At 67.6% G+C, this 11,658-nt stretch carries 10 protein-coding genes; 4 read left to right on the top strand and 6 right to left on the bottom strand.

Annotated features, from left to right (window positions below):
• The first annotated feature begins 182 nt into the window (after nt 1-182).
• Genes ACSQ2B_RS12065 through ACSQ2B_RS12055 form a run of 3 tightly spaced genes read left to right on the top strand, consistent with a single transcriptional unit; the run spans nt 183 to nt 2,805 of the window.
• Nucleotides 183-506 carry a hypothetical protein gene (locus tag ACSQ2B_RS12065; protein WP_436050113.1) on the top strand — a complete coding sequence of 108 codons (324 nt, stop codon included), beginning with the start codon at nt 183-185 and terminating at the stop codon, nt 504-506.
• 44 nt (nt 507-550) lie between these two features.
• Nucleotides 551-1,663, top strand: coding sequence for a hypothetical protein (locus ACSQ2B_RS12060; RefSeq protein ID WP_436050112.1), 1,113 nt, complete (start codon nt 551-553; stop codon nt 1,661-1,663).
• The gene (locus ACSQ2B_RS12055) at nt 1,660-2,805 is read left to right on the top strand and encodes a glycosyltransferase family 4 protein (protein WP_436050110.1); all 1,146 of its coding nucleotides are present in this window, start codon (nt 1,660-1,662) and stop codon (nt 2,803-2,805) included. The genes ACSQ2B_RS12060 and ACSQ2B_RS12055 overlap by 4 nt, the downstream gene beginning before the upstream one ends.
• Here the strand turns inward: ACSQ2B_RS12055 and ACSQ2B_RS12050 are convergent.
• Entirely contained in the window at nt 2,802-3,746 is a 945-nt protein-coding gene (locus tag ACSQ2B_RS12050) for a class I SAM-dependent methyltransferase (RefSeq protein WP_436050108.1), read from the bottom strand. The genes ACSQ2B_RS12055 and ACSQ2B_RS12050 overlap by 4 nt on opposite strands.
• A gap of 85 nt (nt 3,747-3,831) precedes the next feature.
• Nucleotides 3,832-5,148, bottom strand: coding sequence for a glycoside hydrolase family 5 protein (locus ACSQ2B_RS12045; RefSeq protein WP_436050106.1), 1,317 nt, complete (start codon nt 5,146-5,148; stop codon nt 3,832-3,834).
• A 229-nt stretch (nt 5,149-5,377) separates the two neighbouring features.
• Between ACSQ2B_RS12045 and ACSQ2B_RS12040 the strand changes: the two genes are divergently transcribed.
• Nucleotides 5,378-7,342: an alginate lyase family protein gene (locus ACSQ2B_RS12040; RefSeq protein ID WP_436050104.1), complete on the top strand. Its 1,965-nt coding sequence runs from the start codon at nt 5,378-5,380 to the stop codon at nt 7,340-7,342.
• A 747-nt stretch (nt 7,343-8,089) separates the two neighbouring features.
• On the opposite strand, the gene ACSQ2B_RS12035 is transcribed toward ACSQ2B_RS12040, so the two are convergent.
• The 4 genes from ACSQ2B_RS12035 to ACSQ2B_RS12020 all read right to left on the bottom strand — a co-directional run bounded on the left by ACSQ2B_RS12035 (nt 8,090) and on the right by ACSQ2B_RS12020 (nt 11,566).
• A complete protein-coding gene (locus ACSQ2B_RS12035) occupies nt 8,090-8,536 on the bottom strand; it encodes a cupin domain-containing protein (RefSeq protein ID WP_436050102.1) in 447 nt (148 codons plus the stop codon).
• Nucleotides 8,537-8,645: 109 nt separating this feature from the next.
• Nucleotides 8,646-9,437 (bottom strand): IclR family transcriptional regulator domain-containing protein, encoded by a 792-nt coding sequence (locus tag ACSQ2B_RS12030; protein WP_436050100.1) that lies wholly within the window; start codon nt 9,435-9,437, stop codon nt 8,646-8,648.
• Between the two features lie 19 nt (nt 9,438-9,456).
• Nucleotides 9,457-10,233 carry an N-acyl homoserine lactonase family protein gene (locus ACSQ2B_RS12025; protein WP_436050099.1) on the bottom strand — a complete coding sequence of 259 codons (777 nt, stop codon included), beginning with the start codon at nt 10,231-10,233 and terminating at the stop codon, nt 9,457-9,459.
• Nucleotides 10,234-10,243: 10 nt separating this feature from the next.
• Nucleotides 10,244-11,566 (bottom strand): Rieske 2Fe-2S domain-containing protein, encoded by a 1,323-nt coding sequence (locus ACSQ2B_RS12020; protein ID WP_436050097.1) that lies wholly within the window; start codon nt 11,564-11,566, stop codon nt 10,244-10,246.
• Nucleotides 11,567-11,658 lie beyond the last annotated feature (92 nt).

The following is an 11,658-nucleotide window of genomic DNA, read 5'->3' as shown; positions in this document are numbered from 1 at the left end:
CCGGCGGGGATCGGTCACCGCCTGGGTGAAACCTGCAGCGCCTTCGACGACCCATTCACATCAATTGAAATCCCGAGGCTCGCTATTCGCAGGACCCTCGTCTTGGGGTCGGTCAAATATCTCCCGTTCATTCCGGTCCGGCGATCCCCGACGCCCCTGGGCCCGGCAGCAGGAGCTCGTTGATGGTAGAGGCAGTCCTTCACACCCAGGATCCGCATGTCGACGGGCCGTCCGTCGCGCGCGACGCCGGCGCCGCGCGGGCGGCGGTGACGATGTGTTTCACGGTGACCGCCGCCGACCAGGACCGCGCCCTTCAGCCCCTCGCCGACCAGCTCGTTCTGCTGGACAGCGGGCTGGATTCCCTCTGCTTTGCGATCATCGTCGCCCAGCTGGAAGATGAGCTGGGGGTCGATCCCTTCTCCGAGCTGGACGAAGCCTTCTTCCCGGTCACCTTCGGCGAATTCGTGCAGATCTACGAAGCGGCGGTCCAGCGAGCGGCGGGCTAGATGGAGCGCGGTGTTCGAGGATTGGGCGCCAGGGGGCAGGGTCCATGGCCTTTCGCCTGACGCAGCTTAACGAGACGAACCGACCTGCTTTCGAGGCGCTGCTGGAGCACGCCTGGGGGCAGAACTGGGGGCCCGACCTGGCGCGCGCGCTGATCCGCTGGCGCTACTATGACCGGCCTTCGGGCGGCGGCACCTGGCTGGCCTCAAGTGGCGGCCAGTGCGTCGCCATGCTGGATTCCTTCGTGCGGCCTTATCTGCTCGACGGGCGCCGCATCCTCGTGCGCGAGGGCAGCGACTGGTACTGCCTGCCGAAGTATCGCCCGCTCGGACTCGGCGTCAGGCTGATGCGCGAGATGATGGCCTGTCCCGAGCCGATGATTTCGATCGGCGGCTCGGACGCGACGGTCGCCATGCTGCCGCGTCTGCGCTGGACGAGGCTGCCCGACGTGCAGAAATACGTCCTGCCGATCAAGGCGCGCAGCCTCGCAGGCACCTTGCTGCGCAACCGGTGGCCGGCCGGCGAGGGGTGGGCGAGGGCGATCCCGGGCTTCATTCCCTTGCGACGGCCGCGCCGGAGCGCGGCGGCGCCGATCGGCGTGGGCCGTGTCGCCGAATGGCGGCCGGGGACGCCCGCAGTTCTTCCCGCCCCCCAGCACCGGGGTCTCGTCCAGCTCCTTGACCAAGTCGACCAGGACTGGAGGGCGCGAATGCCGCCCGGCGTGGCCCAGCAGCTCGGGCTCGTCTTCTTCCTCGACGACACGCCGGTCGGCTTTTCCCTCTCGCAGATCGAGCCCGCCATCACCGGTTTCGACGGCTGCATCGTCCACCTGGAGGCGGCGCATCAGGCGCAGGCGGTGGTGGATTGGGTCGTCGCCGAGACGGCGTCGCGCCTGGCCGCGCGCGGCGTCGGGATCATCCGCTGCTCGGCGTCCAGCCCTGAGAAGGGCGTGGCGCTACGCAAGGTCGGGTTCGTCGCCACGGGGGCGCTTCCCAGCTATTGGTGGCCGAAGACCGGCGTTCCGACACCCTCGGGGACCGACGCGGGCTATCTGCGCGCCGATGACGCCATACCCTTTCCGGCGCTGCGTGGACGCCATATGGCGACCTCCTGGGGGGGCTCGCATCGAGTTCTGTCCAGCACAGGCGCCGCGCCATGAAGGACAAGCCGCGCCTCCTGTTTTTCGCTCCGCATTTCGCGGAATACTCGACCCGCGTGGTCGAGGCCCTGGCTCCCCATGCCGATATTCTCTTCGCCCTGAGCCGCGACGCTCGGCGGCGTCAGTGCGAGCCGGGCTGGTTCAAGACCGCGACCGCTGACGTGCGTCTGATGGAATTCACCACAAGACGGCGGCCTATCCGCTGGCTTTCGACCCCGGGAGTCCTTGCGCGCTGCCTGCTATTTCGTCCCGATATCATCCATATCCATGAACAGACGGATTTCGTGAACACCCTGATCACGCGCATTCTCGCGCGGCAGGCGCCGCTTGTGCTCACGGTGCACGATCCGAAGCCGCACGTCGGGCGGGACACGGAGTTGTTCGTCAATCTGAGAAACCGTGCCGTGGTTCGAGGATCTGCGAAGGCGTTCCACGTTCACGGAGAGTATTGCCGCCACCTGCTTCTCGATCTGGTCGGTGGCGGGCGACCGATCGTTTCAACAAATCATGGCGTCATGCAGGAGCCTTCGCCAAGCCAGGAGCGGCCGGCGGAGCCGGGGCGCATCCTGTTCTTCGGGCGCATGGAGGTATACAAGGGTGTCGATGTATTGCTCGAAGCCTTCGAACGCCTGAACGCAAGGGGGCGAGCCTATACGCTGGTCCTGGCGGGCGAGGGGCCCGATTTCGACAAGGCGCGCGCCGAACGTACGCGCGGCGTGATCCTGATCAACCGCTTCATCCCCCACGACGAGGCGATCGCAGAGCTGCAGAAAGCTTCCCTTGTCGCCCTGCCTTATTTGGAAGCGACGCAAAGCGGTGTGGCCGCAGCGGCGATCGGCAACGGCCGCGCGATGGTGGCCTCCGCCGTAGGCGGGCTGGGGGACGTCGTCAAAGACCGCAAGAACGGCCTGCTCGTTCCGCCTGGAGACGCCGGGGCGTTGGCCGAGGCGATCGACCGCATTTTCCAGGAGCCGGGCTTGCTCGAGAAGCTCGCGGCAGGCTCCGCGCAATCTCGGGAAGAGTTGGCCTGGGCGAAGATCGCCTCGGCTCTCAGCGAAACCTATCGCTCCGTCCTGCCTGGCCAGCAGGGAAGGCTTGCGACAGGGGCCGACTTCGAACCCGGTCGCTCTGACGCCGCCTAGGCGCGGGCCTGGGAGGGTTCAGCTTGGGCCCGATAGTAGGCGATCATGTCCTTTGGCCCGATCGAATGCTCGCTCCGCCGCCCGAAGAAATAGACGCTGCTGGCGGCGTCGGTCCGGTTGCGGCGAGGTCCCATCCCGTCCAGGTACCGCAGCGGGAAACACGCATATCGCGCCATCCAGCCGACGGCGGACGGTGCGCCCATCGCGTGCAACAGATATTTGGCCGACCAGGAGAGCACAGTCCCGGCGCCGCCGACCGGACCGGACTCGATCTCCTCGAAGCGTCGCAGAAGCCAGCGGTGGCCGCTCAGGGTGAACCGAGTAAAGTCGTACGCGCCCTCGTGCACCTGCTGCATGAACGGCGTGTCGGCATAGAGCAGGCCTGACGGCTTCAGGACCCGGTGGATCTCGTCGATCACGCGCGAGGGTTCGAGAACATGCTCAAGGACCGCCTGGATCCAGACCGCGTCGAAGCTGGAGCTCTTGAACGGCAGCTCGTGCCCATCCGCCACCAGGCGCGTAAAGGGCGATGCATAGACATCGGTCCCGATGACCTCGATGTCGTCGGCCTCGTAGAGCGGATCGGCGCCCGAGCCCCGCGCTCCGCCGCCGATGACAAGCAGCCGTCGGGAGCCCCCGTCTTCCCGCAGCCGCGAGACCATCGCGGTCGCCATCCGAGCGGCGATGGGATTAGGTCCGAAGAGCAGGCCGTTCAGGCGCGCCCTCAGGCCGAGCCGCTCGTCATCCCGCTTCAGCACGGACCCGCGCCCGTCCGAGAAGGCGCTCGGTTCGAACACGCTGCGATCGAAGTCGATCATGACCGGCTGGCCCGAAGCCAACAGAAAGCCGGCGGAATAGGAACAGGCGGCGTCGAGGCAGCGATTGTCGGCGACATCGCCATGGCACCGCGGACATCGCAAAAGCGGGCTGAGGTCGTTCATGCTTCCAATTGAAAGGGAAGCGTCGGGCGTGCGCCTTGTCATATGCAGGGTTTGGGTCCGGTCCATCGGAATGGCGGACGGGGTTTCACCCGTTCTGCGCTGCAGCGCCAGGTCGTCCGCCGCCGCCGCCAGCGACCTTGGGATCCGATCTCAGGCCCAGTGCGCGGACAACGCCTGGATCCATTCCGCTGACGGCCCCCGACGGAAGAATGCCGATGCCGCCTCGGCCGTGGTCGCTGGCGTCCTGGAGAACCCAGATCGCCCAGCCGAACGACCGCGCTTCTGCGGCGCGACGCACGGTCTCGAGCCAGGCCAGGCGCGCGGCCCGAACCGCCGGCGGCTCCCCGGGGCGATGGTAGACGCCGAATTCGCCAACCAGCACCCGGCTGGCCGGGACGCCCTGGGCCGCAGCCCAGGCGGCCACCTCGGCGAAATCCCGGTTCACGCGCGCCTCGCCCCCCATCTCCGAAAAATACTTGCGAAGCGACCGTTGCGCCTGAGCAGAGGCGCTCGTCCTCTCCTCGGGCGAGAGCTTCGCGTCCATGGCGATCCGCGCCAGCGCCGCCTGCGTGACGTCGCCGGCCTGCGCAGGCGCTGGCGGCCAGGCCAACCCCTCCAAATAGCGTTCCGGCATCGCCGTCGGCATTCCCGAATGGGTGAACAGATGCGGGCTGTAGTAGTGGAAGGTGAAAAGCACATTGCCCTTCCGGTAGGGGGTCAGGTCCAACCTGGTAAGCTCGCGGCCGCTCGACCAGTCCGCGCCGCACACGACGAGCGCAAGGTCGGGCGCTTCCTGTCTGGCCGCCGCGTAAAGCCCGGCTTGCTGCGCCTGCCAGCGTTCGGCGCCGCCGGCGTCTTGGGGATGCGGCTCGTTCATCAACTCGAAGGCGACGTGGTCCGCTGAGCGTTGGCCCAGGCCCCGGGCGAGCGCCTTGACGACGTCCACGTATTCCCTGGCCTCGGGAAAATTCTCCGCGGTCAGTCGCTCAGGCAGATAGGCCGGGTTTTCGCGAACCGGGTGCAGGTCGACCAGGACCTCCAGGCCTGCGGCGAGAAAGCGATCGACGCGCGACATCACCAATCTCGCAAGCTCGGCGCGACGTTTCGCATCGGCGGCGAGGAAGATGGATGGGGCCACCGTCACCCGAACAAAGGTGAAGCCGCGCGCGACGATCTCAGCCAGGGTTTCGGCGGCAAGCTGATAGGGCGCGGTTGCGAAAGGCGGCCAGACATAGTCGGCGGAGCTCTGGCCGCCGCGATGCGTGGGCCAGTTCAACATATGGTGGATGTTGACGCCGCGGCGCAGGCCTGGGAGCGGCGCGCCGTCCGCGCGGCGGGCGCATTGGGGCGCCGCCGCCAACGCCGCGATCCCGCCGGCCAGGGTTTTCCGTCGCGTCAGCATTGTCCTGCGCACAAGCCGCCAGCGTGATTTTACGGAAATCGTCGATGATTTCCTGTCACGCGCCAGACGTGACTGTTTTCCCGGGACGGTCTCCGAGTCTCGGAAACACCACGCGAATTGAAATCAATTGACGTTTTCGATTTCGCTTCTTGCTCCAATATTCGCAGCGCGCGCCGGCTTCGCATGTCTGTCAGGCGGCGCCCAAGACTACTTATTGGGGACCCGCCCCGTGAAGCGATCCGCCATTTTCCGATTGCTTTGGGTCGCCAGGCGGCTGTCCAACATGTCGCCGGCGGAGATCGTCCACCGCGTTCAGGAGCAGGCGCGGCGGACCGCCGATCGTCGCCTCGACGACGGCTGGAGCAGGTTTCCCGCGCCAGGCGCAGGCGCGCCCGAACTTCCTGGGCTCAACGAGAGTTTGCGTGCGGGCTGCAGCGCCGCCTTGCGCTCCGCCATCGCCGCCTCGACCGACCACCTGCTGGCCGGCCGCTATGAAGCCCTGGGCGTGCAATGGCCCAACCGGGAGCCGGACGATCTTTTTCCCCCGGATCTGTGGCGTACGGATCCGGTTACCGGCGGCCTTTGGCCTGGCGCGGAGGTGGCGTCCGCCGATATCGCCTACCGCCATCAGAGCCGGCTCGGGAGCGTAAAATACGTCTGGGAAATCAACCGCCTGCAGTTTCTGCAGCCGCTCGCTGCGCACTATGCGCTGAGTGGCGACGAACGTGCGTTGCGCGCCATCGAGCTTTGCATCGACAGCTGGTTCGCCGCCAATCCGCCCTTCCGGGGCGTCAACTGGAACTCGGGGATCGAACTGGCCCTGCGGGCGGTTTCGCTGATCTCCGTAACAAGCCTATGCGGCGCGACCCTACGGGAGGACGTTCAGCAGAAGGTCCGGCAGATCCTCGCCGCCAGCCTGCATTGGCTGGCGCGCTATCCTTCCAAATACAGCTCCGCCAACAATCACCTCGTGGCCGAGGCCTTGGGCCTCTTCATGATCGGGAGCCTGCGCCCCGAATTCGTCGGCGCCGACGCTGCGGCCGAGCAGGGGCGGGCCGTTCTCGAGCGCGAAGCTCAGCTGCAAATCTTCGCAGATGGAATTGGAGCGGAGCAGTCGCCCACCTATGCGGCGCTCACGGCCGAGGCCTTGCTCACGGCCGCGTGGCTCGGGCGTGCGCTGGGACGCCCGTTCAGCTGCGCTTACGACGAGCGCCTCGAGCGCTTTGGAGAGGCGATCTCGTGGTTTCTGCTGCCGGGCGGCGGAATGCCCGCCATCGGCGACGACGACGAGGGCGTGGTCTGGGACACCGCCGATCACAAAACCTATCCTGCTTCGGTGGCTGCGGCCGTTGCAGGCTATCTGAAGCGGCCTGGCTTCGGCGGCGTCGGCCGCCAGCCGGAGCTGCGCGATGCGATCTTCAGCTCGCCTCGCGCGTCCGCGGCGAGCCCCGCCGCCGGCCTGAAAACCTTCCCCCAGGGCGGTTACACCGTCGTGCGGGCGCGCGCCCGGGAGCGCCAGATCCATCTCGTTCTGGATCACGGGCCGCTGGGATATCTGTCGATCGCTGCGCACGGCCACGCCGACGCCAACGCCATCACCCTGGCCGTGGATGGGGCGTCGATCCTGGTGGATCCGGGCACCTACATCTACCACGCGCACGACGACTGGCGGACCTGGTTCCGAGGAACCCGCGCCCACAATACGGTCTGCATCGGCGGCGAGGACCAAAGCCAGATCGCCGGTCCCTTCATGTGGGGACGCAAGGCGCTCGCCCGGCTTGATCAGGTGACGGAGGGCCCGGACTGGCGTCTGGCGTCATCGCACGACGGATACCGCCGTCGGAGCGGGGTGGAACATCAGAGAATTGTGTCGGCGGCGGCCGACGGGATCGTGATCATCGATCGCCTGCATCCCGCGACCCCGGCGGCATCGGTTGAGGTGGTCTTTCAATTCGCGCCGGATCTGGATGTCCGTCGAACGGGCAACGGGGCGGAGGTTCGGACGAATCTGGGCTGGGGCCTGTGCCTGCAATTCGACGCGCCCGGCGCCGTGGCGATTTCAACTGGCGGGGAGCGGTGTGACCAGGGATGGGTCTCTCGCGGCTTTGGCGGCAAGGAGCCCGCCCCAAGACTGGCCTGGACTGGACTGTTGCCCGAGGCGGGGCTCAGCACGCGTATTCGCCTGAGGGATTGAACAAGCTTGAAGCTGTTCGGGGGAGCGGTGCGTCGCTCGCCATCCCTCTCCGGCGCCCCTGTGGTGGAGTCCGCCACGCCTTCAGTTGCGGCCAGGTGACCTGAACGGCCGCAGCCAACCCACTGATCGCCCGGAAGCGGACGTTGGGAATGTGCGAGAAGGGTGGTTCTGGGACGTTGCCTCCCCCATCGCTGCGCTCGGCCCGCGGGTCCTCTCCCCCGCTCGTTGAGCGGGGGAGCTAGAGTCTCAGATGGGTCGCGAGCTGCGCTAACCTTCTGTCCGTGAAGCGGACCTTCGAGACGGCCCCTCAGGGTGGATCAGTGAACGGCGGGATGTAGCGAGTTGGCGGCGGCAATCTTGTACGTTCACCCGATCGGGGTCGTGCTTGAAAGCGCTGTACTACGGCCTAGTGTGCCGCCAGGAGCCTGGACTCTCCTCGGCCTCTCCGCCTTCTTTTCCTATGCCTTAGCGGTTGCGCTTTATTGCACTTGGCCCAAGAGCGAGCGCGGCGATGCGTTAGGCTCCCTCCGTCGTCGTTGATAGCGCCATGTGGTCGGGTAGCTGACGTCCGCAATCCACCCTTCTCGCACATTCCCAACGTCCGCTTCCGGGCGAACAAGGCCCCGGCTACGGCCGTCCAGGTAACTTGGCCAGAACTGTCCATAGGCGTGGCGGACTCCCCTATGGCAAGGAGGACGCATAGTCAGCGGCGAAGGCGCTCAATTGCGCCGGGCGCCAGATCGTCAGTCAGGCGAGGGCCGCCTGTTGTGGCTTGCCGGACAACACGCCCTTCAGCTTGCGAAAGGCGCGAATTCCCATGATCGTCGGGCGCGGGATCGGAAGGCGCAGGAAGGCCACCTTCTTCACGTATTTCGGCACCCACCAGCGCCAGGTCGAGCCCGCTTCGAAGAGCACGACGTCGCCGGGACGGATCGTCCGGGGGCCCGATCCGTCATCGACGATCGCTTCGCCTTCAAGGATGTGCACGGTCTCGTCGTCGACGTAGCTCCAGTTGAATTCGCCGGCCGTACAATCCCAGACGACGGTGCAGGCGCTCCTGTCGCGCGATCGGCTGAGCACGGCGCAACGCGCCCGCGGCGCGCCGGCCAGGATCCAGGACGGCTCGATCGGCGACAGCTCCAGGCGCGCGGCCTCGACGGTGGAGGAAAGGGCGGTGTCGGCGTCGAGATCCATGGCTCAGGTCTCCCCGATAAGCTTGGCCTCGACAGTAAAGCCGAACTCGAGCGCTTGGACTTTACCAAATGAAGGGGAAGGGGCGCGCGCTGGCGGAGGCGCCGCTCAGTCAGATGAGCTGGGCCTGAAGCTCCCGCGCGGCCTCCTTGAGGATGGGCAGGAAGCGGGTCAGGTCGTCGGCCGGGGCGCTCACCACGCGGCCGACGTTGAGGGCGTAGCGGGCGACGCCGGCCGGGTGGACGATCGGCACCGCGAGCGAGCGGAAACCCTCCTCCGCCTCTTCCGAGGCCAGGGCGTAGCCGTCCTGCTCCACCTGGTTGAGGATGCGGCGCAGGGCGGCCTTGCCGGTGACGGTGTGGCGGGTCACCTGCGCCGGCGTCAGGCGCTTGAGGTAGGCCTCGCGCTCTTCCGGGGCGGCCCCGGCCAGCAGGACGCGGCCGACGGCCGAGCAAAAGGCGGGCATGCGCAGCCCCAGGCCGCCGCCGTCGTAGAGCCGGCGCGGCGTGGCGTAGGCGACCATCACCGCGTCGTCGCCGTCGAGCATGGCCAGGGAGAAGGTCTCGCCATGCCGGGCCGACAGGCTGGTGCAGGCCGGCTGGAAGAAGGTGCTGGCGAAACTGGCGCCGAGATAGGCGCTGGCCAGGCGCAGGACCTTGGGCGTCAGCCGGTAGAACCGCTCGCGTTCCTCCGCGAACCCCAGGGCGACCAGGGTGATGAGGGCGCGGCGCACCGTGGCGCGCGGCAGGTCGAGGCGCTTGGCCGCGTCGCTCAGGGTCAGGGCCGGCGTATCGGGGCCGAACAGGCCGATCACCGACAGGCCCCGCGCCAGGGCTTCCGAGAAGTCCCGTCCGACCGGATTCTCGGCGCGGGCGCGGGCGTGCTGTTCGAGCAATCGGGTCATGCTTCAGCCATGGAAGGGCTCAGTCATAGAAGGCTGGCGCAAGGCGCAAGGACTGGATCGCCGTCGGGTCGTGAAACAGGATCATCTGCGCCTTGTGCTCGGCGACGAGGCCCTTGATGCGCCGAATGGCGGCCAGGGCGGCGGCGTCGTCGCAGGAGGCGCCCGGCAGCACCTCGTCCTCGAAATTCTCGGCGAGGTCGCCGACGTCGAAGGGAAGAACCACCCAGCCGGTGTTCGGCAGCTCGACCACGGCGGACTGGTGTCCCGGCGTATGGCCGCGGGTGCTGACCATCCGCAGGCCCGGGATCACCTCCCAGTCGCCGTCGACCAGGCGCCAGTCGAGGCCGAGGTCGCGATAGTCCGCCGGGCTGAAGCAGCCGGGCAGGCCGGGCTCATGGGCGTGTTCGTGTTCGGCGCGCTGCACCCAGATCTCGGCCTGGGGCGTCTGCTTCAGGAAGCCGGTGTGGTCGTTGTGCATGTGGCTGAGCACCACCTTGCGGATCTCGCCCGGGGCGACGCCGATCTCGGCGAGCTGGCGTTCGATCAGGTGGTCGTCGCCGACGACGGGCGGGTAGCAGCCGGTGCGGTCGAAGAAGGCCTGCACCTCCTGCGGGCCGGCGATGGCGGCGCGGTCGAAGCCGGCGTCGAGCAGGATCCAGCCCTCGGTGGTGTCGAGCAGATAGGCCGAGATCGGCTCGCTGAGCACGAACCGGTCCCCACGGTCGCGGGTCGAGATCGTCTTGCGCATGATCTCGAAGCCGCAGAGCAGGACGTAGAGGCGCCGGACGGATGTCATCGCAGCGGGTTCAGGAGGCTGGCTCCAGCTGAGACCAGGCGGCGCCCGCCCGGCGCTCGCCGTCCAGCTGGACCCAGTAGTCGCGCGCTCGCGCCGGATCGCAGATGCCGTCGATCGCCGCAGGTCCGCGCAAGGCCGAGGCCTCGTCCGGCGTCGGCGTCATGATCGGCCGGCGTCCGGCGGCGACGTCCTCGATGGCGGCAAGCAGCAGGCGCCGATAGGCGACGATCGCCTTGTCCGACTGTCCGAGATGCTCGCGAGTGCGGTCCTGGATGGGCCCCTGGGACTCGATCGCCCATTGGTCGTGCACGTTGATGTCGTGTCCCATGCCCGTATAGGTCTGGGTCTGCTGCTGCTTCAGGTCGAAGCCGTAGTTGTTGGCGCGCCCCAGGCGCGGCCGATAGTCGGGCAGCTCGTAGAGCTCCAGCCGCTGCTCGCGCATGTGGGCGTGATCAACGGCTGCGCCGAAGCTGGTGAAGATGGCGTACCAGTAGCAGGACACGTCATCGACCGGCACGTGCCACTGGCTGATCGTCATCTCCTCGCTCATCGGGATGACGAAGGCCTGCGGGAAGGTCAGGTTGGTGACGCGGACATGGGTGCGGGCCTCATCGATCTCCCGCTGGGCGACGATGCGCAGGCCGTAGTCGGTCGGCTCGACCTCGATGGTCGGGTTCACATACTCGCGCAGCACCCGGGTCATCGGCATGTCCGTGCCCATCGAGGCGGAGCGGAACTGCCGGCCGTAGGCCTGGGAGGTGTCCTCGTCCTCGAAGAAGCGGTGCAGGAAGGAGGCGTGGGCGGGATCCAGGCCGACTTCCAGGGCCTGCAGCCAGTTGCACTCGATCAGCCCCTTGAAGGCGAAGGTGTGGGTGTCCGGCGCCAGGAAGCAGTCGAACGCCGGGAAGGCCGGCGGGGCGCCTTCGCCCAGGTAGCCGAAGATGATCCCGCTGCGTTCGACCACCGGATAGCTGCCCTGGCGGATCTGGCTGCACAGCTTGGAGCCGGGCGGCTCGGCCGGTGTCTCGAGGCAGCGACCGTCGACGTCGAACAGCCATCCATGGAAGGGGCAGCGGAGCCCCCCATCCTCAAGACGCCCGAAGGCCAGGTCCGCGCCGCGGTGGGGACAGTCGCGGTCGATCAGGCCGAGCCGGCCGGCCTCGTCGCGGAACAGCACCAGGTCCTGCCCGAGCAGCCTGAGCGCCTTCAGCGGCCGCTGCGGGTCCAGCTCGTCCGCCAGCGCAACCGGCTGCCAGTAGGCCCGCAGCAGGCGGCCCGCCGGCTTGTCCGGCCCGACCTGGGTCATCAGAGCGTTCTTCTCGGCGCTGATCATGGATCTTCCAATTAAGCCGTTCGACTAGTGAACAATGGTGCGCGGCAGGGTCGCGTTGTCCTGCGACCCATCTGCAGATGAAATGCCGCCTG

Source organism: Phenylobacterium sp. LjRoot225 (assembly GCF_964252855.1).
Classification (GTDB): Bacteria; Pseudomonadota; Alphaproteobacteria; order Caulobacterales; family Caulobacteraceae; genus Phenylobacterium.
Note: the sequence above shows the minus strand (reverse complement) of the source record. Positions and strands in the feature narration are given on the sequence as shown.